Annotated in this window: 17 protein-coding genes and 2 tRNA genes; 16 read left to right on the top strand and 3 right to left on the bottom strand. The window is 60.0% G+C overall.

Going from position 1 to position 21,443, the window contains the following annotated elements; translation table 11 throughout:
* Nucleotides 1-45: 45 nt before the first annotated feature.
* Both purE and FLG15_RS13460 read left to right on the top strand, forming a co-directional pair.
* On the top strand, nt 46-549 hold the full coding sequence (gene purE / locus FLG15_RS13465) for a 5-(carboxyamino)imidazole ribonucleotide mutase (protein WP_017156106.1): 504 nt from the start codon (nt 46-48) through the stop codon (nt 547-549).
* Complete coding sequence (locus FLG15_RS13460) at nt 546-1,691, top strand: 5-(carboxyamino)imidazole ribonucleotide synthase (RefSeq protein ID WP_057686980.1); 1,146 nt, start codon at nt 546-548, stop codon at nt 1,689-1,691. Before purE ends, FLG15_RS13460 begins: the two co-directional genes overlap by 4 nt.
* Nucleotides 1,692-1,832: 141 nt before the next feature.
* Here FLG15_RS13460 and FLG15_RS13455 read toward each other — a convergent pair whose 3' ends face one another.
* Nucleotides 1,833-2,411 (bottom strand): superoxide dismutase, encoded by a 579-nt coding sequence (locus FLG15_RS13455; RefSeq protein WP_057679717.1) that lies wholly within the window; start codon nt 2,409-2,411, stop codon nt 1,833-1,835.
* A gap of 121 nt (nt 2,412-2,532) precedes the next feature.
* Here FLG15_RS13455 and grxD point away from each other — a divergent pair, with 121 nt between their 5' ends.
* From grxD to FLG15_RS13390, 12 genes are all read left to right on the top strand, one after another.
* Complete coding sequence (gene grxD, locus FLG15_RS13450; RefSeq protein ID WP_003485599.1) at nt 2,533-2,853, top strand: Grx4 family monothiol glutaredoxin; 321 nt, start codon at nt 2,533-2,535, stop codon at nt 2,851-2,853.
* Nucleotides 2,850-3,593 (top strand): SDR family NAD(P)-dependent oxidoreductase, encoded by a 744-nt coding sequence (locus tag FLG15_RS13445; RefSeq protein WP_057679716.1) that lies wholly within the window; start codon nt 2,850-2,852, stop codon nt 3,591-3,593. The genes grxD and FLG15_RS13445 overlap by 4 nt, the downstream gene beginning before the upstream one ends.
* Entirely contained in the window at nt 3,590-4,189 is a 600-nt protein-coding gene (locus FLG15_RS13440) for a YhgN family NAAT transporter (protein ID WP_003485603.1), read from the top strand. The genes FLG15_RS13445 and FLG15_RS13440 overlap by 4 nt, the downstream gene beginning before the upstream one ends.
* A 621-nt stretch (nt 4,190-4,810) precedes the next feature.
* Complete coding sequence (locus FLG15_RS13430; RefSeq protein WP_057679715.1) at nt 4,811-8,035, top strand: TonB-dependent receptor; 3,225 nt, start codon at nt 4,811-4,813, stop codon at nt 8,033-8,035.
* A 106-nt stretch (nt 8,036-8,141) separates the two neighbouring features.
* Nucleotides 8,142-9,527, top strand: a complete 1,386-nt coding sequence (ppnN, locus tag FLG15_RS13425) for a nucleotide 5'-monophosphate nucleosidase PpnN (RefSeq protein ID WP_057679714.1) — start codon at nt 8,142-8,144, stop codon at nt 9,525-9,527.
* Nucleotides 9,528-9,651: 124 nt separating this feature from the next.
* Nucleotides 9,652-10,170 carry a GspH/FimT family pseudopilin gene (locus tag FLG15_RS13420; RefSeq protein WP_081022786.1) on the top strand — a complete coding sequence of 173 codons (519 nt, stop codon included), beginning with the start codon at nt 9,652-9,654 and terminating at the stop codon, nt 10,168-10,170.
* Complete coding sequence (gene pilV / locus FLG15_RS13415) at nt 10,167-10,646, top strand: type IV pilus modification protein PilV (protein WP_057679713.1); 480 nt, start codon at nt 10,167-10,169, stop codon at nt 10,644-10,646. Before FLG15_RS13420 ends, pilV begins: the two co-directional genes overlap by 4 nt.
* Nucleotides 10,647-10,651: 5 nt before the next feature.
* Entirely contained in the window at nt 10,652-11,812 is a 1,161-nt protein-coding gene (locus FLG15_RS13410) for a PilW family protein (RefSeq protein ID WP_081022761.1), read from the top strand.
* A gap of 2 nt (nt 11,813-11,814) precedes the next feature.
* A complete protein-coding gene (locus FLG15_RS13405) occupies nt 11,815-12,342 on the top strand; it encodes a pilus assembly PilX family protein (RefSeq protein ID WP_057679719.1) in 528 nt (175 codons plus the stop codon).
* Nucleotides 12,343-12,352: 10 nt separating this feature from the next.
* On the top strand, nt 12,353-16,099 hold the full coding sequence (locus tag FLG15_RS13400; protein ID WP_150146552.1) for a pilus assembly protein: 3,747 nt from the start codon (nt 12,353-12,355) through the stop codon (nt 16,097-16,099).
* A 32-nt stretch (nt 16,100-16,131) separates the two neighbouring features.
* On the top strand, nt 16,132-16,539 hold the full coding sequence (locus tag FLG15_RS13395) for a type IV pilin protein (RefSeq protein ID WP_057679718.1): 408 nt from the start codon (nt 16,132-16,134) through the stop codon (nt 16,537-16,539).
* 60 nt (nt 16,540-16,599) lie between these two features.
* Nucleotides 16,600-16,676 (top strand) — tRNA-Asn (locus FLG15_RS13390).
* Nucleotides 16,677-16,722: 46 nt separating this feature from the next.
* Here the strand turns inward: FLG15_RS13390 and FLG15_RS13385 are convergent.
* Nucleotides 16,723-17,265: a GspH/FimT family pseudopilin gene (locus FLG15_RS13385; protein ID WP_057679711.1), complete on the bottom strand. Its 543-nt coding sequence runs from the start codon at nt 17,263-17,265 to the stop codon at nt 16,723-16,725.
* 137 nt (nt 17,266-17,402) lie between these two features.
* On the opposite strand from FLG15_RS13385, the gene uvrB reads away from it, so the two are divergent.
* Both uvrB and FLG15_RS13375 read left to right on the top strand, forming a co-directional pair.
* Nucleotides 17,403-19,424, top strand: coding sequence for an excinuclease ABC subunit UvrB (gene uvrB, locus FLG15_RS13380; protein ID WP_150146549.1), 2,022 nt, complete (start codon nt 17,403-17,405; stop codon nt 19,422-19,424).
* Nucleotides 19,425-19,517: 93 nt separating this feature from the next.
* A tRNA-Val gene (locus FLG15_RS13375) sits at nt 19,518-19,592 on the top strand.
* 477 nt (nt 19,593-20,069) lie between these two features.
* Here FLG15_RS13375 and FLG15_RS13370 read toward each other — a convergent pair.
* Nucleotides 20,070-21,184, bottom strand: a protein-coding gene (locus tag FLG15_RS13370) for an IS3 family transposase (protein WP_170922305.1) whose coding sequence is annotated in 2 segments (ribosomal slippage) — nt 20,070-20,932 and nt 20,932-21,184 — 1,116 coding nt in all. Because the reading frame shifts where the segments join, the coding sequence is not laid out codon by codon here.
* Between the last annotated feature and the right edge of the window lie 259 nt (nt 21,185-21,443).

The following is a 21,443-nucleotide window of genomic DNA, read 5'->3' as shown; positions in this document are numbered from 1 at the left end:
TGCGTGGAGATTGGCTAGAATACGTCTTTACCGCAGGGCAGGGCCATGACCTCCAACCACTCCGCGCCGCTGGTCGGCATCGTGATGGGTTCCCGTTCGGATTGGGAGACCATGCAACACGCAGCTCAGAAGCTCGACGCACTGGGCGTGCCGTACGAAGTCAAGGTGGTCTCGGCGCACCGTACCCCGGACGTCCTGTTCGCCTACGCCGAGCAGGCTGGCGAACGCGGACTGCGCGCGATCATTGCCGGCGCCGGCGGCGCGGCGCACCTGCCGGGCATGCTGGCGGCCAAGACCGCAGTGCCGGTGCTTGGCGTGCCGGTGCAGTCCAAGGCGCTGAACGGCATGGATTCGCTGCTGTCGATCGTGCAGATGCCGGCCGGCATTCCGGTGGCGACCTTCGCCATCGGCAATGCGGGTGCGGCCAATGCGGCGTTGTTTGCGGCGGCCATGCTGGCGCCCGAGCAGGCGCAGGTCGGTCAGGCGCTGGCGCAGTTCCGCGCCAAACAGACCGACGATGTCATGGCCAGCGACGACCCACGCCAATGAGCACGGTCGGCATTCTCGGTGGCGGCCAGCTGGCGCGCATGTTGGTACTGGCTGGGGCGCCGCTGGGCATACGCTTTGCGGTCTTCGACCCGGCAGCCGATGCCTGCGCAGGCCAGGTGGCACCGCTGCAGGTTGGCGCGTTCGAAGACGCGGCGACCCTGGCCGCATTCGCCCAGCAGGTGGACGTGATCACCTTCGATTTCGAAAACGTGCCGGCCGCCAGCGCGCAGCAACTTGCCGCCCAGGTGCCGGTGTTTCCGAGTCCGGCTGCGCTTGCGGTTGCGCAGGACCGGCTCAGCGAAAAAACCCTGTTCCGCGAGCTCGGCATTCCGGTGCCCGAGTTTGCCGCGATCGACGACCGCGCCGGCCTGGACGCAGCACTTGCGCGGATCGGTACGCCCTGCGTGCTGAAGACCCGCCGCTTCGGCTACGACGGCAAGGGCCAGTTCCGTATCAAGTCGCTCGCCGATGCCGATGCAGCGTGGGACGCGCTTGGCGCACAGGCGGCGCACGTCGGGTTGATCGTGGAAGCGTTCGTGCCGTTCCAGCGCGAGGTCAGCGTGGTTGCAGTGCGCGGGCGCGATGGCGAATTCCGCGCCTGGCCATTGACCGAAAATTGGCATGTGGACGGTGTGCTGTCGGCCAGCCTGGCACCGGCGAGCGTGGAGGCGGCGCTACAAGCCTCGGCCGAATCGCACGCGCGTGCCGTGGCGGAAAAGCTCGACTATGTCGGCGTATTTGCGCTGGAACTGTTCGTGCGCGACGGTGAGTTGCTTGCCAACGAAATGGCGCCGCGCGTGCATAACTCGGGGCATTGGACCATCGAGGGCGCCGAGACCTCGCAATTCGAAAATCATGTGCGGGCCGTGCTTGGCTTGCCACTGGGCAGTACTGCGATGCGCGGCCACGCCTGCATGCTCAACTGGCTGGGCGCGATGCCAGACGCCAGGGCGTTCCTGGCGGTGCCCGGTGGGCATTGGCACGACTACGGCAAGCAAGCGCGCGATGGACGCAAGGTGGGACACGCAACGCTGCGCGCGGAGACGGCGCAGGCGCTGGCGCTGGCAGTGAGCGATGCCGGCGCTGCGCTGCAGCGCGATGCGCAGGCTCGGCCAGTGGTTGCGCGTTTGAACGAAGGCTGATGCGCGCAGCGTCTCGGTGGTGATCGCATGCGACGCCGCGCGCCGTCTGCGAGGGCGCGTCGGTGTCGGGCGCGGACCCGTTCTGCGATGTTCCAGCAGATGAGCCAGTCCGCATCTGCGTCTGAACGCTGAGCGGCCAGGTCAGCCCAGCCGGCTTGCGACAAAATCCCAGTTCACCAGCTTCCAGAACGCCTCCAGGTAGCGCGCGCGATCCTGCTGGTAGTCCAGGTAGTACGCGTGCTCCCAGATATCGCAGGCGAGCAGCGGGATGTCCGGCCCGGTGAGTGGGGTGGAGGCGTTGGGTGTGGCGACCACTGCCAGCGCGCCGTCCGGGCGCTGCACCAGCCACACCCAGCCCGAGCCGAAGCTGCTCAACGCCACACGCGTGAACTCCTGCTTGAAATGCACGAAGTCGCCGAACGATTTGGCGATGCCGTCGCCCAGCCGTCCAAGTGGCTCCCCGCCAGCGCGCGGCCGCAGGCACTGCCAATAGAAATTGTGGTTCCACACCTGTGCGGCCAGATGAAACAGCGTGCCCTGCGCCTGCGCGATGATCTCTTCCAGCGTCAACTCAGCAAATTCGCTGCCTTCGATGCGCGCGTTGAGCTGTTCGACCTCGCTGCGGTGACAGACGCCGTGATGCGCCTCCAGTGTTGCGGCGGACAGATGCGGCTCCAGGGCAGCGCGAGAGTAGGGCAGTGCAACGTGTTCGATCGGCATGATGGCAGTGGCAGCGAAGGGAGTGCGGCGATAGGTCGCGCTGAAGGCTTACAATGCGCGCCTTTGCGGAAGTCTATCCGACCCGGCGGTCGGGCCTGCCGCTCCCAGTCAGGAGAGTCCAATGCCGGTGATGGAACGGATCCAGGCCGAAGTCGAACAACACCCGATCGTGCTGTTCATGAAAGGCACCCCGCAATTTCCGATGTGCGAGTTTTCCAGTCGCGCCGTGCAGGCCTTGGTGGCCGCCGGTGCCGACCAACTGCGTACGGTCAACGTGTTGGAAGAGCCCGAAGTGCGCGCAAATCTGCCGCGCTACTCCAACTGGCCTACGTTTCCGCAGTTGTTCATCCATGGCGAGCTGATCGGCGGCTGCGACATCACGCTGGAACTATTCGAGGCCGGCGAGCTCAAGCGCATTGTCAGCGAGGCGTACCAGCCGTGAGTTCGGTGCAGGCCCAGCCGCAGTCGGCCGCCTTGTCGGGACGGGTCGTGCTGGTGACCGGCGCCGGCGGCGGCCTCGGCGCCGCCGCGGCGCAGGCATGTGCGGCTGCAGGCGCCACGGTGGTCCTGCTTGGTCGCAAGGTGCGCCCGCTGGAGCGCATCTACGACGCGGTGGCAGCGCTGGGTGCCGAGCCGCTGCTGTATCCGCTGGATCTGGCCGGCGCCACGCCGGACGACTACGCCACGCTTGCGCAACGGTTGCAGACCGAACTTGGTGGTCTGCATGGCCTGCTGCAGTGCGCTGCCGACTTTTCCGGCCTGACGCCAACCGAACTGGCCTCACCTGCAGATTTCGCACGCACCCTGCACGTCAACCTGACCGCGCGTGCCTGGCTGACCCAGGCGTGTCTGCCGTTGTTGCGGCAGCAGGACGATGCGGCAGCTGTCTTCGTGGTGGACGACCCCGCGCGTGTGGGTCGGGCCTATTGGGGGGCGTATGGCGCCGCCCAACATGCGCAGCGCGGCTTGATCGCCACCTTGCATCATGAAACCGCCGCCGGCCCGGTGCGCGTCAGCGGCCTGCAGCCCGGCCCGATGCGCACCGCATTGCGCGCACGCGCATTCACCCATCACGAAGACAACGACGCGGTCGATGCCGCACGTTACGCACCTGCATGCGTCAGCGTGCTGTCGGCCGCAGGGGCGACGCATCGCGGTGCGATCTGGAGTCCGTCGGTATGACCATTCTTTCCGCGGCGCTGCTGCTGTTCCTGATTCTCGACCCGCTGGGCAACATTCCGGTGTTTCTCAGCGTGCTCAAGCCGCTGCCACCCAAGCGCCAGCGCTTCGTGCTTGCGCGTGAACTGCTGATCGCCCTGTGCGTGTTGATGGCGTTCCTGTGGGGCGGCAAGTACGCGCTGGAGCTGATGCACCTGCGCCAGGAGTCGGTGGCCATCGCCGGCGGCATCGTGCTGTTCGTGATCGGCATCCGCATGATCTTCCCGCGGCCCGAAGGCCTGATGGGCGAGATCCCCGACGGCGAGCCCTTCATCGTGCCGCTGGCCATCCCGCTGGTGGCCGGCCCGTCTGGCATGGCCGCGGTGATGCTCATGGGCAGCAACGAGCCCACGCGGCTGTGGGACTGGAGCCTTGCCCTGATGATCGCCTGGATCGGCGCCTCGTCGATCCTGGCCGCCGCGCCGCTGTTATACAAACTGCTCGGCCACCGCGCCCTGACGGCCATCGAGCGCTTGATGGGCATGCTGCTGGTCGCCATCTCGGTACAGATGTTCCTGGACGGCCTGGGCACGTATTTCAAGCTGCCGGTGTCGATCTAGCGCAGCCCCGCAGCTTGCCGATCGCGTCGCATGTGGACGTCGACGTGCGCCGATGGCCTGGATTCAACCCGCGCCAGCTGTGGTGACGTGCCTACGGTTCATGGTGACGGCGGCCAGCGCAGCGTCGCGTCCGGAAAAGTGGCGTTGCGACGTGATGGTCTCTGGACGAGGAAGACGGCGCAGCACCTGGCCGCTCGCGCCTGTCTTGAGGCCGATCCGTCAGTGACGCAAGAGTGCAGGTGGAATGTCATATTCGGTGGGGTGCTTGGACAGTGGCGCCACCATGCGCAGCACGCACGCGGTGGCCGAATGGGGGCGTTTGGGCAAATTGACCCGATCTCGCGACTTTGCGGCGCCAGAGGCGCGACGTGCGTCTCGCTCCGGTTGCGACCTTGCACGATTTGGCGATTGCGCCCCTAACTTCGCAGTTCATGTAGCAGTGCGCGAAGTTTGTCACGCCGTCGTCACAATCAGGCCTTAGCGTGTTAATCTGTTGTTAACCGTTGCGGCAGCAACCAGTCGCGCGGCAAGGGACCCCAGATCATCGGCAGCCCACCCCCGGGAACGGTTGGGCTGACTGCGCCTTTTTGTCACTGCCCAACCTGTATCGAGGCTACCGAAATGACCCATCCCCGTTATCTCCGCATGTCCAAGCTGACGCTTGGCCTTGTCGCCGCGCTCGCCGCCGCTCCTGTATTTGCGCAAAGCACCTCGGCTGGCGTCGCCGGCCTGGTGACCGGCAGTGGCGGCCAGCCCGTCCCGAACGCCGAAGTCACCATCACGCATGTGGAGTCCGGAACGGTCAGCCGCGCCACCACCGATGCCAGCGGACGCTATAACGCGCGCGGCTTGCGTGTGGGCGGGCCGTACACCATCACCATTACCGCTTCGGGCGCTGGCAACACCACCCGCGAAGGCGTGTATCTGAATCTGGACAAGGTCAACCAGGTCGATGCCGCCCTGGGCGGCGATCTGGCGACGCTGGGCACCGTGCAGGCAATCGCCGGCAATTACGGCTCGGCCATTTTCAGCGCGAACAAGATGGGCACTGGCACCAACGTGACCCGCGAAGAAATCGAGTCGCTGCCATCGATCAACCGTAACCTGCAGGACTATGTGCGCCTGGATCCGCGCGTTGCGCAAACCGACAAGGCCCGCAACGAAATCTCCATCGCCGGCCAGAACCCGCGTTACAACGCGATCCGCGTCGACGGCATCAGCACCAACGACGCCTTCGGTCTGGAATCCAACAGCCTGCCGACCCCGCGCCAGCCGTTCTCGATGGATGTCATCGATGAAATCTCGGTGGACGTGGCTAACTACGACGTTACGATCAGTGGCGGCACCGGTGGCGTGATCAATGCCGTCACCAAGTCGGGCACAAACGAATTCCATGGTTCGGTCTACGGCACTTATCGCGAGAACGACTGGTCGGGCAAGAATCAGAACAACATCCGCCCGCAGCTGTTCGACAACGAAGCGACGTATGGTCTGACCCTTGGCGGCCCGATCGTCAAGGACAAATTGTTCTTCTTCGCCAACTACGAGAAGTACAAGGGCAAGGGCGTGTTTACCGGTAACAGTGGCTATGGTCCGGCCGGTTCTGGTGCCAGCAATGAAGTCGGTATTACCCAGGCGCAGGTCGATCAGGTGATCGATATCTCGCGCAATGTCTATGGCTTCGACCCTGGGACCCTGGCCTTGCCGGCTTTGGATTCTGATTCGGAAGAGAAGGGCTTCAAGCTGGATTGGAACATCAGCGATAAGCATCGTGGTTCGTTCCGCTATGGCAAGTCCGAGCAGAGCACGGCCAATCTCAACGGGTTCGGCAACAACCAGCTGGCGTTGAACTCGTACCACTATGTGCGCGACTTCGAGCTCGAGACCTACACCGGTCAGTTGTTCAGCGATTGGACCGATACTTTCTCGACCGAAGCCAAGGTGTCTTATCGCGATTACTCGGCAGTTCGTACTGCGGCATCGCAGTTGCCGGCCATCGCTGTGCGTTTTGGCAACAACACCTTAAATCTTGGTACTGAAGCCAATACTCAGGCTAACGAGTTGCGCACCGAAACCTGGAACGCGTTCTTCGCCGGCACGCTGTTCTTGAATGACCACACGGTCAAGTTCGGGTTCGACTACGAAGACAACGACATCTACAACTTGTACGGTCCGCGTGTCTTCGGCAGCTACACCTTCAATTCGGTTGCCAACTACCAGGCGAATCTGCCGAACGCGTATCGTTACTCGTATTCGCCCACCGGGATCGATAATATCGCTGCGAAGTGGGGCATGCGGAACGTGGGCGTGTTCTTGCAGGATTCTTGGGCCGTCAATAGCAACCTGACGCTGAACTTCGGCCTGCGTTACGACGAACCGATGGTGAAGAACTCACCGCAGTTCAACCAGGCTGCGTTCAACGCATTCGGTCTTCGCAATGATGAAACCATTGACGGCAATGGCTTGTGGCAGCCGCGCTTTGGTTTCAACTACACCTTCGATGCAGATCGTCCGACCCAGCTGCGTGGCGGTGTTGGTCTGTTCCAGGGTGCTGCCGCGTCGGTTTGGTTGTCCAACCCGTATTCCAATACGGGTTTGGCTTACACCGATTACAACTTCAATAACGCCTCCAACAGTGGTATCCGCTTCACGCCGGATATCAACAACCAGCCGCGCGGAACATCGGGCGCCACGCAGTCGGTCGACTTTGTTGACAAGGATCTGAGTCAGCCGTCCGTTTGGAAAGCAAACCTCGCGTTCGATACCGAGTTGCCGTGGTACGGCATCGTCGCCTCGATGGAAGGCGTGGTGACCAAAGTCAAGGAAGCGATTTATTACCAGCAGCTCAATCTCGGTAATCCGACGGCAGTTGGCCAGGATGGTCGTGACATCTACTGGAACGCCAATGGCCGCAATCCGGCTAATTGGAATTCCCTGGGTAATGCATGTCTCCGCGAGACGGGTGTTGCGGCTGGCTCGTCATGTGTGAACAGCGGTACCGATATTCGTGCTGGTCGCAACATGAGCTTCAACGATGCCATCATTGCGCGCCCCACCGATCGGGGTGGCTCACAGAGTTTCACTGTCGGCTTGAACAAGCCGTTCAATGACAGCGACTGGTCGTGGAGCTTGGCTTATACCTACTCGAACGCGAAGGAAGTCAGCGGTCTGACCAGTTCCACTTCGAGTTCGCAGTTGCTCAACACCGCAACCTTCCAGGCGAATGAAGAGGTCAATGCAACCTCTGCATACGAAATTAAGGACAGTTTCCTGGGTACGCTGCAGTGGAAGCATAATTTCTTCGGCGATTTTGCAACAAAGGTCGGTCTTGTGTATCAAGGCCGTAGCGGTCGTCCCTATAGCTATACGTTCGACAACGATGCCAATGGCGACGGTCGCTCCAACGACCTGTTGTATATCCCGGCGGCGCGCGGCGATGTGCTGTTCCGTAACGCGGCCGAAGAAAACGCGTTCTGGAATTACGTCAACAATGACCAGTACTTGTCCACGCACAAGGGCCAGGTTGCCGGTCGCAATGCGGTGCGTAATTCGTGGGTCAACCAGTTCGATCTACACATCGAGCAGGAGCTTCCTGGTTTCTTCGATGGCAACAAGGCGCAGATCTGGGTCGACGTCATGAACGTGGGCAACCTGCTCAACAAGAAGTGGGGCCGCGTCGATGAGTACGCATTCCCGGGCTTCAAGGGTGTCGCTGAATACGGCGGTATCGATGCAGCGACCGGCAAGTACGTTTACCGCTTCAACGAGCCGGATGCCGCGACCATCTACGACGACAAGGGCATCTCCCGCTGGGCGCTGCAGCTGGGCTTCCGCTACCAGTTCTAAAGCCGGCTAGCGTGTCGATGTTTGAAAAAACGGCCGGGGTCTCCCGGCCGTTTTCTTTTGTGCGGGTGAGTACGCTAAAGTTCCGTGCATACGACAGGAGCATGCTATGGAACTCAGCAGTACGGCAGCACGGGCGCTGCCGGTGGTGGATGCGCGGATCTATCCGCGCGGTGGGCTGGATGTGTTGTCCAAGGCAGAAGTAGCACGGTTGCGCGACGCATCCAGCGGTGGCATGCATGAGCTGTTGCGCCGCTGTGCGCTGGCCGTGCTGACCAGCGGAAGCGCATCGGACGACCCGCGTGCCGCACGCGATCTCTACCCGGATTTCGACATCCAGGTGAACCAGCAAGACCGCGGCATCCGCATCGATCTGACCAACGCGCCGGCAATGGCGTTCGTCGATGGCGAGATCATCCGCGGCGTGGCCGAGCTGTTGTTCGCCGTTGTGCGCGACCTCGCCTACATGGCCATCGAGCTCGAAGCGCAGCGCGCCGACCTGGACACCAGCGAAGGCATCACCAATGCCGTGTTCGGTCAGCTGCGTAATGCGCGCATCCTGCAACCGTTGGACCCGAACCTGGTCGTGTGCTGGGGCGGCCATTCCATCTCGCGCGATGAATACCTCTACACCAAGCAGGTCGGCTACGAGCTTGGCTTGCGCGGGCTGGATATCTGCACCGGCTGCGGCCCGGGCGCCATGAAGGGTCCGATGAAGGGCGCCACCATCGCGCATGCCAAGCAGCGCAAGCACAATACCCGCTACATCGGCGTCACCGAGCCCGGCATCATTGCCGCCGAATCGCCGAACCCGATCGTCAACCATCTGGTGATCATGCCGGACATCGAGAAGCGCCTTGAGGCCTTCGTCCGCATCGGGCACGGCATCCTGGTCTTCCCAGGCGGCGTCGGTACCGCAGAGGAAATTCTCTATCTGCTCGGCATCCTGCTGCGCGAAGAAAACGCGGATGTGCCGTTCCCGCTGATCCTCACCGGCCCGACCATCGCCGCGCCGTACTTCGAGCAGATCGACCGTTTCATTCGCCTCACCCTGGGGAACGCTGCCGCCTCGCGCTACGAGATCATCGTCGGCGACCCGGTCGCCGTGGCGCGCCGTATGGCCGAGGGGGTCCACGGAGTGCGCGCACACCGCAAGGACCAGAAAGACTCGTATTACTTCAACTGGTCCGTGCACATCCCGCTCGAGTACCAGCAGCCCTTCGAGCCTAGCCACGAAGCGATGGCTGCGCTGGACCTGCACCACGGCCGCCCGGCGCCGGCCCTTGCCGCCGACCTGCGCCGTGCCTTCTCCGGCATCGTCGCCGGCAACGTCAAGGAAGACGGCATGCGCCGCATCGAGGAATTCGGCCCCTTCGAAATCCACGGCGATCCCGAGATCATGCAGGCACTGGACGAACTCCTGCGCGGCTTCGTCGAGCAGCGCCGGATGAAGATCTCGGGGGACTACCGGCCTTGTTATCGGGTGGTGACCTAAGGATTTTGCGGAGTTACGGCCTGGCCGACGTCGTTCGTCGGCCATTTTTACCGCCCATCCGCGGCCGATTGCGTCGGGTGTGAACTTTGACGAAGCTGCTAGGGCCAACGCTGGGGAGCGTCTAATGCCTGTTGTCCGTTCACGCGGGTTCACTCTGATTGAACTCATGGTAACGATCGCTGTGCTTGCGATCGTGGTCGCCATCGGTTATCCGAGCTTTCAAGGGGTTTTGCGATCAAACCGTGTGGCTGCCGCCAACAATGAGCTCATTGCTCTTCTAAATCTTTCCAGAAGCGAGGCCATCCGCAACGGTCGAGGCGGAGGCATCTGTGGCAGCTCTAACGGTAATAGCTGCGACGGCAACTGGAGTGGAGGAGTTATGGCTTGGAGCGACACTAATGGGAACGGCAGCTTCGACGCCGGGGAAACCGTGCTGCGCTACTCGACCGGCAATCCCTTGCTCGTTGTCCAGGGGCCTACCAGCGGGACGGTAATCGCCTTCGATGCCCGTGGTCGACGTCGCGCAGCTGCAGACCAGCAAGTCACTCTCCGGCCGGATCAGTGCGGTAGTCAGCCACTGAGGCGGTCATTAACTGTGAACGCATCTGGGCAAATTCGTAGCAAAAAAGAGACTTGTGTATGAGCAAGCTTGCTCGCTTCAACGCGCGCTCGTCGCGGGGCTTCACTTTGATCGAAGTGCTGATCGCCATTCTTGTGCTGGCCTTCGGTTTGCTGGGGTTCGCATTGCTGCAGACCATGAATGTACGGTTCGTGCAAAGTGCAAATTACCGGACGCAGGCGACCAATCTTGCATACGACCTCACCGATCAAATGCGATCGAACCGGTATCTGGTGACGCAGTACACTGCTGCTACGTTCGCTGCCGGTTCTGTTACCCCGACGGGCGCCTGCGCTTACCCCACCGGCACCGCGGTTCCTGTCGCTCAAAACATTGCGCGATGGCAGTGTCAGGTCGCAAAAGCTTTGGGAGATAAAGCCGCCGCTACTGTCACTTATGTAAATGGAGTGGCGACAGTGTCGATCAGCTGGGGCGATCAGCGCTGGGATAAGGATAATCCCGACACCATTACAAGTTTTGCCCTACGTACGGAGATTTGACTGCGATGAGTGGGTATAGGCGCAATGCGGGTGTGTCCCTGATCGAGCTCATGATTGCGATGGTGATCGGGCTGGTGCTGCTGTTGGGCGTCATCCAGATTTTTTCCGCATCGCGTACTGCTGCTCAGCTATCCGAGGGCGCCTCGCGCGCTCAGGAGAATGGGCGCTTCGCGCTGGATTATCTGGCCCGTGATATCCGGATGGCCGGGCATTTTGGATGTGTCAACGATCAGGCGCAGTTTGTGAAGGGGCAAGGCGATCCACGAGTCAATCTTTCTGCCACAACGGGGAGCGGCACACCGCTTGACTTTTCTGTATCAATTCAAGGGTACGAGGCGCCGGGTACTGCTCCCGGGCAAGCGGTCACTATCGGAGCGAGCGCAGGTTCTGTCACTGGATTGCCTGCGGCAATCCAGAACCTCAGTCCAGCGCCAGTAGCGGGTAGCGATATCATCGTCTTGCGTTTTCTTTCCGCCGAAGGCGTCCCTGCGACGGGTATCGTGGCGGCGGGTTCCAATACGACATTGACAATGGATGCCACCCGCTGGGCGCGGCTGACGGATGATGGCGTTGCCGCACCAACACTGTTCGGAATTGCCGATTGCGCACATGCCGACGTTTTTGCCGGCACGACCACGGCCGGAACCGTGGTGGCCTCAGGAGTCAACCTGGCCGGAAGATATGTCGTACAGCCCACCGGGCAGACCATGGTTTATCGTGCGGAATCACTGGTCTACTACGTCGCCAACAATCCAGATACCGGAGAGCCTGCGCTGCGCCGGGCTCGGGCCGGAGGTAATGGCCAATACACCAGCGAAGAACTGGTAGAAGGCATCGAAAGCCTTCAATTCCTTTATGGATTGGACACTACCGAAACAATTGCGACGCAGACTCCTCCCGTCGGCAACATCACCGTGCAGAGGGTTGCCAGCGATGTTGCCGTTACAACCGATGCAGCAGCCGCTAATCAATGGCGGCGGGTTGGTCAGGTGCAGGTTGGCGTTCTTGTGCGCAGTCCGACTCCTGCTGCCGCAGCAGCGCAGCGTACCGAAAATCGTCTTGGTGTATTGGGAGTAACGGTAATCCCACCTACGACCAATGATGGACGATATCGGGCCAGCTATGAACTTTCCGTGGCTCTCCGTAACCGATTGTTCGGAAATTGATCATGAGAATGCTACCTGTGTTCAAAAAGCGCATGATGCCAAGAGTCGGGTCTGGACGGGAGAAGGGTGCTGTCCTATATGTTGCGCTGATAATTTTGGTGCTGTTGGCATTAATCGGCATTGCAGGTATTCAAGTCTCCGGCATGCAGGAGAAGATGGCGTCGAATTATCGCGCAGTGAATCGTGCGTTCGAGGAGGCAGAGGGAACGGTTAGAAACGCCGAGAATTCTGTGGAGAAGATCTCAAATCGAACCACGTCTTCGAGCGATACCTCTAGTCTGGTGAATTCGGGTGACATCAAGCGGGTGTGCGACGATGGCTTTGATCCGATGCAATGGGCCCAGTCGCAGACATCCAATCGTGCGGTCAATGTCCGTCAGATCGATCAATGTATCCAGGGCGAAGCAAACATCGGGATGGGCCAGCCGGTCGATCCAGCATCTCCAGTTTTTCAAATTACCGGTGTTGCTGCCGACGACAACGATAATGCCAGTTCCGAAGCAGCGATAGATACCGTTTTCAAACTCTGAAGAAACGCAAATGACAGCTCACACGAAAAAAGTGGTCCTTGCTTCGGCACTGACGGGTGCGGTCGGGTTAGGGTTCTTCATCTACACCTTGATTGCTGCGCAAGGACAGGGCGTACTGGCTCAGGCGCCGATGAACGATCAGGTGCAGACGCCTCCTGCGTTCATCATGGCGGTGGACGATTCGGGCTCGATGACATTTCAGACCCAGTTTCCAGGACAGGACGGTCAAGGATGCTGGAGCACGGCTAGACTCAGCTTCTTTTCTGCTCAGGGCGTATTGAACACCGAGGATTCGCCAAGCGTGGGGTGTGGTTATAACCATGTCCTGCCCGGCGTTCGTATCGACGAAAACCGTCGCGGCATCCCACCCCTGGATAGCCTTGGGTTTGCGCGCTCTGCTGCCTACAACCCCACCTATTACGATCCTGAGGTCAAGTACGACCCGTGGATAAATAACGATGGAAATCCTTTTCCTCAGGCGGATTTGGTCAACACGCGGATCAACCCCCTCCAAGCCGGCGCCACTGTAGCGCTTGCTTCCAACTATATGGGGGATGATTTCAGCAGCAGTTTCAGAATTCAGAACGGAATGGTGCTCCCTCGCGGTACTGGATACAAGCAGCGTTTCCAGGATAATAATGGAAATCTTTATTTCGGGAATGAACAGATAACGACTTCCGACGTAACCTGGAATGGTGGTTCGCAGACGCTGCTGATCAGGTTCTGGCCGGCGACTTTCTTTGTGCCTTATACAAGCGACACGGACGCCAGGCCGCTTCTCGCTGGCACCGCCGCTTACGATGCGGTCCAGCGCGATCGGGTGCGTAATGTATGTGGTACTGGCTGCGATATGTGGAAGTACACAATAAAGGCCACAAATATTGATGCCCTTCAAAACTTTGCAAATTGGTTTTCATTCTATGGAAATCGAAATCGAGCAATCATTGCTGGCATGACCAGGTCGTTAGCTAACGTTAATAATATGCGAGTTGGTTTTTTTAGGATTAACCAGAACGCAAGTTATGACTCGGTTAATGAAAAATTGCCTATGCGCAACATGGGTACGCAAAGCGAGAAGACCGCCCTGTATAATTCGATTCTAGCCCTGCCCGCTAGTGGCGGAACGCCAAATCGGCAGGCGGTCAACGCCGCTGGTATCCAGTTTCAGCGGACTGATAGTGCAGCTCCTGTGCAGTTGGCATGCCAAAAAAATGCGGTCATGCTGTTTACGGATGGATACAGTAATCAGGATGGCCCATCCGTAAGTAACGCGAGCGGCGACGGGAATATGGGGATTCCTTTTGCCGACACGTACGATAACACCATGGGCGACATTGCTGCCAAGTATTACAATAATATAAACGGTGGTTCTCCCATTCGAGCGGATATGCCCTCTGGTTTGGTGCCCGTTCCGAGTTCATGCAACACCGCTAATGCAAGTGTAAGGCTGGATTGTCAGAAGAATCTGCATGTTAACTTCTATGGCATTACTTTGGGTGCACGAGGTAATCTTTTCAATCCAAATGTTGTGCAGGACGCGTACACGACCCCGGCGATTTATCAAAATTGGCCGCCTCGCGAGAACGATGAGCGAAGCACTGTCGACGATATCTGGCATGCGGCTACGAACACGCGTGGCCAGTACATCAACGCCCGGACCCCGGCCGAAATCACTCAAGCAATGCGACGTGTGCTTTCGTCGGTGACGGCGGGCTCTTCGCCTTCAGGTACTCTGGCTCAGAGTGGTGCCCGCATCGGCGTAGGATCCTTCTCGGTTGCCCCGAACTATGAAATTGCAAATGAGGGCACAGACTGGTTTGGGCGGCTCACCGGGTACACTGTCTCGGTCAACCCGCAGACCCGCGTAGCGGTCAGCACTGCTGCATGGGAAGCTAGCGCGCGCATGCCGTCCGCTGCAGCGCGTAATGTGTTGGTGAGCAAGGCCGGGGTGGTTTCGGCGTTCAACGAGACGAATGTCTCTTTGTCGGATCTTTGCACCAAGTCGACTGCGCTTTACCCGGGCATGTCCTTGTGCACTGCTTTGGATCTTGCAACTCTTGGGGCGAATGCAGCGACGGCGACTGCATATTTGCGCGGGGACGCGTCTGGAGAAGTGCGAAGCGGAGGTCGCTTGCGTGACCGAACGACTGTTCTGGGCGACATCGTCAACTCGACTCCCGTGATCAGTAGTCCACTGGATGATTATGGTTACGGAAGCCTGCCGGGCAACCCTGGGGCTACCTATCAGGCCTATTTGAATACGAAAAAGGCCGGCCGTAACTATATGGTCTATGTGGGGGCCAATGATGGAATGCTGCACGGTTTCGACGGTGGTATGAATGGCGATGGCGTTATGGCCTCCAACGGCGGGGTCGAGCGTTTTGCATATATCCCGTCGACCGCACTGGGCCATATGGGGAATCTTCTCTTGCCGTATGACCCGGCCAATCAAAGCGATCAGAAATTCGGTCACCGCTACTATGTCGATGGGCCCTTGGCCATATCCGACACCTACTACGGCGGCGCATGGAAGGCCAGCCTAGTCGGCACTGCTGGCGCTGGCGGCCGAAGTGTTTTTGCGATGGACGTTACGACGCCTACCAGTGTGACTGCGGCTAGCCGGCTTTGGGAGATTAGCGATCTCGACAGCTCGTTGTCCGCTGCCATACGTGCCAATATCGGATTTGTGCTCGGCAAGCCAGTCATCGTGCCGATCTTGAGTTCGAATGGCACGGTGACCTGGAAGGCGGTCTTCGGCAACGGCTACAACAGCGCTAGCGGGAAGGCTGTCCTGTTTCTTGTGGATATCAAGACAGGCACGCCGACCGTAACGATGATTGAAGCTGCCGAGAGCGGCAGTACTGTCTCTGGTAGCAACGGTTTGGGCAATATCGTGGTTGTTGATCGGTGGGGCGGCACGGGCCAGTCGGAAAGAGTGCGTGATGGCTACGCAGATACTGTCTATGCTGCCGATCAAAAGGGAGCTATTTGGAAATTCGATTTGCGCAACACTACGACTGCGCTGACGGTTCCGCTGTTCACCAGTCGCACGTCTGTCGAGAATGGCGCGACATACCGGCAGCCGATCACGGGTGGCCTGGTGGCCAGTGCCGGTGAAAATGGTGGTGTGACGTTGTTCTTCGGTACTGGCAGCTTCTCTTTCCAGAACGACCCGTTCGATACAGCGATCCAGTCTCTGTATGGCATCAACGACGTCGCTACGGGGAGCGTCACCAGCACGATTACGCGTTCGAACCTCCAGGCCAACTCGATCGCCACCTCTGGTACATCTCGCAGTCTGGTGATGGGCTCTAGCGTGGCAGGCGGGCAGGGGTGGTATGTGGATCTACCGGCTGGCGAGCGTATGGTGGGGAATCCTAGTGTTGCGTCGGGTATTGTTTTTATACCCACTTATGTTCCCAATCCCAACAGCGTGGGCTGTGCATCTCAGGGGAGCAACTGGCTGTTTGGGTTGAACACCCGCACAGGTGGTGCGGCGCTGGATGTCGCAAGAAACGGCTCTCCCTCCGGGGCAGCTTTTGCCTCCGGCACTGCGGCGACGTCGTTGACCACGCAGGGGACGACGCCCGTGAAAGACGTGGGTGTTTCAGCAATTCCACGCTTGACTCCCTCCGAGACAGGCGGGTCTCTGCCACCCGGTGGTAGCTCTTGCTGGATGGTAATCAATGTGGCTGGCGCGCAGCCGATGTATGTTCCTTATCCCTGCGGAAGACAGTCGTGGAGGCAGATCCAGTGACGATGCTATTCGAACGTTCCCGTGCAAAAGTTATGAAGCGCACTGCGGCGCAAGTGCGTGGCTTTACGCTCATTGAGCTGATGATTGTGGTTGCAGTGGTCGCAATCTTGTCAGCGATTGCGTACCCCAGTTACACCGAACATGTGCGGAAGTCGAGGCGCGCACAGGCAAAGGTTGACCTGGTGGAATATGGGCAGCTCGCAGAGCGGTTCCACACAGTGCAGAACACATACTCGGGCTTTACTCTGCCGACCAACGTGTCGCCGCGTGAGGGAGGGACGGCGGCTTATACTCTTGCCTTGACACAACAGACGCAGTCCGGATACGTCATCACGGCAACGCCGGCTGCTGCCCAGGCCGCCGACAAGTGCGGCACCTTGAGCATTGATCAGGCTTCTCGCAAGAGCAACTCAAGGGGCAACAAATCGGATTGTTGGTAGTGCAAAAAAACGTCCGAAGGGTGTTGCATCGGGTCTGAATCCTGCTACAATGCGGACCCCGCCCGAATAGCTCAGCCGGTTAGAGCACTTGACTGTTAATCAGGGGGTCGTTGGTTCGAGTCCAACTTCGGGCGCCAAGATGTTCAAAAAGCCGCGACGTGTCGCGGCTTTTTGTTTGCCCGCTCATCGGGCTGCGCAGCTGGTAGGGCTGGTGTAGCGCACAGTGCGCGCCCTTCCGGAGTTGTTGACCACCACGTCAGCGAGGCGCCTAGCGTTGCTGCAGAGGCTTATGGTGATATTCGTGCCACTGCTGCGGCCGTTCGGCAGGAAGCGAACGATTGATCGTCCAGCTGTGCTGACGATATCGATGCCGCCGGTGGCGAAGCCGTACTCCGCTCTGATCACGGATGCGGAAGTTGGCGGCTGCCCGCCGCGCCCTGGATCCTTAAAGAGGATCCATCCTTGGCTCCAGATGCGATCTGTTCGGCAACGTGTGCCGTCAGTGGAGGGGCAAAGGCTGACGGGCTCGCCTTGGGTGACGGCAAGACTTCTGGCCATCGCAAGGTGCGCAGTCAGCAGATGCACGCGGGTGGTCGCTCGCTGCCACTCAATGAGGCTTTTGAAGCTGGGCACGCCGATGGCTGCGCCGATCCCGATGACCGCCATCACGATGAGCAACTGGACTGCGGTGTACCCTCTCGCGCTCAAATAGCCTGCTGCGTCCATTGCGCGTCTCCTTGAAGTGGAGCAAGCAGTCTCAACATTGATTGTTTGCAAGGTAACGCTGCCTCCCCTTGAATGGCTGTCAGGGTTCTACCGATGCTGGCCTCCGTAAATTCGTGCAGCCTCCCGAGATCCGCTCAATGACCGACCGTTTTCAGCTCGTATCCCCTTACTCGCCGGCGGGCGACCAGCCTGCGGCCATCGACAAGTTGGTGGCCAACTTCGAAGCCGGGCTGGCCAAGCAGACGCTGTTGGGCGTGACCGGTTCGGGCAAGACCTACACCATTGCCAATGTGGTCCAGCAGGTGCAGAAGCCGACCCTGGTGATGGCGCCCAACAAGACGTTGGCGGCGCAGCTGTACGGCGAGTTCAAGTCGTTCTTCCCGCATAACGCGGTCGAGTACTTCGTCAGCTACTACGACTACTACCAGCCGGAGGCCTATGTGCCCTCGTCGGACACCTTCATCGAGAAGGACAGTTCGATCAATGAACACATCGAGCAGATGCGTTTGTCGGCGACCAAGACCTTGCTGTCCCGGCGCGATTCGCTGGTGGTGGCGACGGTGTCGGCCATCTACGGCCTTGGCGCGCCGGAGGACTACCTATCGCTGCGTCTGATCCTGTCGGTTGGCGAGCACATCGATCAGCGCCAGTTGATCCGCCATCTCACCGATCTGCAATACACCCGCAACGAGTTCGAACTCACGCGCGGTGCCTTTCGCGTACGCGGCGAGGTGTTGGATGTGTTCCCGGCCGAGTCGGATACCGAAGCCTTGCGCATCGAGTTGTTCGATGGGGACATCGAGCAGCTGACGTTGTTCGATCCGCTCACGGGCGAAACCTTGCGCAAGTTGCAGCGCTACACCGTGTACCCGAAAACCCATTACGCCACGACGCGCGAGCGCACCTTGAGTGCGGTGGACACCATCAAGGAAGAGCTGAAAGAACGCCTGGAACAGCTCTACGCGCAGAACAAGCTGGTCGAGGCCCAACGTCTGGCCCAGCGCACGCAATTCGATCTGGAAATGATGGCCGAAGTGGGTTTCTGCAACGGTATCGAAAACTACTCGCGGCATCTCACCGGCAAGGCGCCGGGCGAGCCGCCGCCGACCCTGTTCGACTACCTGCCGCCGGACGCACTGCTGGTCATCGATGAGTCGCATGTGACCATTCCGCAGATCGGTGCGATGTACAAGGGCGACCGTTCGCGCAAGGAAACGCTGGTGGAGTTCGGTTTTCGCTTGCCGTCCGCCTTGGACAACCGACCCTTGCGTTTCGAAGAGTGGGAGGCGCGTTCACCACGCAGCATCTATGTTTCGGCAACGCCGGGTCCTTATGAGGTACGCGAGTCTGCCGGCGAAGTCACTGAGCTGGTGGTGCGCCCAACCGGTCTGATCGACCCGGTGGTGGAGATCAGACCAGTTGGTACGCAGGTCGACGACCTCATGTCCGAGGTTCACGAGCGCATCAAGCTCGGCGATCGCGTGCTGGTGACCACGTTGACCAAGCGCATGGCCGAGAACCTCACCGAGTACCTGGGAGAACACGGAATTCGGGTGCGCTACCTGCACTCGGATATCGACACCGTCGAGCGCGTGGAGATCATTCGCGACCTGCGCCTGGGCAAGTTCGATGTGCTCGTGGGCATCAATCTGCTGCGCGAGGGCTTGGACATGCCGGAAGTCTCGCTGGTGGCGATCCTGGATGCCGACAAGGAAGGCTTCCTGCGGTCGACCGGGTCGCTGATCCAGACCATCGGCCGTGCCGCACGCAATCTGCGCGGCAAAGCCATTCTGTATGCCGACAAGGTGACGCGTTCGATGCAGGCGGCAATCGACGAGACCGATCGTCGCCGCGAGAAGCAGGTCGAGTACAACCTGGAACATGGCATCACGCCGAAATCCGTCGAACGGCCGATCGCCGACATCATGGAAGGCGCGCGCGACGATGCGGCCGACAAGAAGTCGGGCAAGGGTCGTTCGAAATCGCGCCAGGTCGCAGAGGACGCGCCCGATTACCGTGCCATGAAGCCTGCGGAAATCGCCGGCAAGCTCAAGAGTCTGGAGCAGAAGATGTATCAGCACGCCAAGGATCTGGAGTTCGAGGCCGCGGCTCAAATCCGCGATCAGATCCAGAAGTTGAAAGCGGTAAGTCTGGGCTAGGGCAGGGGGGAGTGGGTTGCTGAAGGGCTTGTAGTCCTTAAATCCCTGCGCTAGAATGCGCGCCCTGCACAGCGCAATGCTGAAGCAGGATTCGGGCGGTTAGCTCAGCGGTAGAGCACTACCTTGACATGGTAGGGGTCACAGGTTCGAACCCTGTACCGCCCACCACTCTAAGTCCAGATGGCACAGGGTCTTGAGTGGATTCAATATCGGCAGCAACGTCTGCCACTGACCCAAAGTGATCCCAAGCAAACGCTCTCGCAGCGTTGGCATGCGTCAGCCCGGGTCTGCTGAACTTAAATCCCAGCCTTTCTGCACTTGCATATGTGCTTGCGCTGCGCGTCGCTTGTCGACTGACGATGCCGAGGCGCCCGTCGCCTATGAAAGTGGCTGGCTGCGATCAAAAAATCCCGCCCAGGTGCGCGGCGTTGCCATGGCGATGCCGAATCGTGCTGCGCCATCTATCTGATCTACACGTTGCCGATGGGGCGAGACGCCAGCGAGTCTCGCCCCATCCGAGCGATGAACTCCCCGCGCCGCTCTCTTCCTATCTTGGAACAGTGGCTTGATCGATGGTCGCGGGGTGACTGTGTAGCGCTCGGCTGATGGGGGCTTTTGCCGCGAATGGGTGCGTAAGCTCCCCCGTCAAGCAGACAGTCCAAAAGTAGACCTTCTGGCGTGTTGGTTGCGGTACTCGGTCGGCGTTAGGCCGCCGAGCGCGTCATGGGGCCGCTGTTCGTTGTAATCGATCATCCACCAATGGGTAGCTTCGCGGATATCGTCGAGGCGGGTGAAGAGGTGCTGGTCGAGCACTTCTTCCCGGAAGGTGCGGTTGAAACGTTCGATGAAGGCGTTCTGGTTCGGCTTGCCGGGCTGGATGTACTGGATCGCCACGCCATTGACCTTCAGCCAGCTGGTAAATGCGTCGCCCAGAAACTCTGGTCCGTTGTCGGAACGCACGACCTGCGGCAGGCCATGATCGTGCTTGATCTGCTCGAACACGCGCACCAGACGATGCGAGTTGATCGACGTATCCACCTCGATGTGGAGCACCTCGCGGTTGAAGTCGTCGACCACGTTGAAGGTGCGGAAGCGTCGGCCGCACGCCAGAGCGTCGCTCATGAAGTCGACCGACCAGACGGTATCAGGCAACCTTGGGACATACAGCGCGACACGCTCGCGCTTGGGAAGCCGCCGCTTCGCAGCGCGGCGCAGGTTGAGCCGCATGGCCTTGTACACGCGATAGATTCGCTTCGGGTTCCAGTCAGGTCGCGTCCTGCGCAGTACGTCGCTGCATTTCCAAAAGCCGCGACTGGGGCGGTCTTCGACGACACGTGCGATCGCCGCGATCAACTCGGCATCGCGTACTGTCCAGTCGAGCGGTGGCGCATACCACGCCGCACGTGCAAGCCCGACGCATGCACAGGACCGACGCAGCGGCCGCGCGTGTACCTCGATCAGGTACCGCACGGCCTCGCGCTTGCGCGCCGGCCCTAGAGTTTTTTTGCGATGAGATCCTTCATGGCCGCATTGTCGAGCGCCAACTCGGCGTACATCCGCTTGAGCTTGGCGTTCTCCGACTCAAGCTCCTTGACCCGCCGCAGCTCCGAAGCCTCCAGGCCTCCGTACTTACTCTTCCACTGGTAGTACGTCGCTGTGCTGATACCAACCTGGCGACAGACGTCCTTGACCGGCACGCCGGCGTCGGCCTGCTTGAGCGTCGCGACGATCTGCGTCTCGGTGAACTTTGAGGTGCGCATAGAACCTCCTGGCTGAGGTAACGATGCCAGAAATATCCACTTATGCGGTGTCTGTCAGGCTGGGGAGCTTACGCCAGAACCTCATCATGTTGCCTACTCAGAAGCCGCCGGTTAAAGACCGGCGGCTTTTCTTTTGAGTGAGCACCACCACCATTCGGGTAAACACAATCGCCACGAGAGCAGCTAATAACAAGACCATGCAAACGCCAAGCGGGCGATACCGGAGCTGGAAGGGGGCATGTGCTGCTCGTGCACTCCA

The organism is Xanthomonas phaseoli pv. dieffenbachiae (assembly GCF_008639345.1).
In the GTDB taxonomy this organism is placed as follows: domain Bacteria; phylum Pseudomonadota; class Gammaproteobacteria; order Xanthomonadales; family Xanthomonadaceae; genus Xanthomonas; species Xanthomonas phaseoli.
Note: the sequence above shows the minus strand (reverse complement) of the source record. Positions and strands in the feature narration are given on the sequence as shown.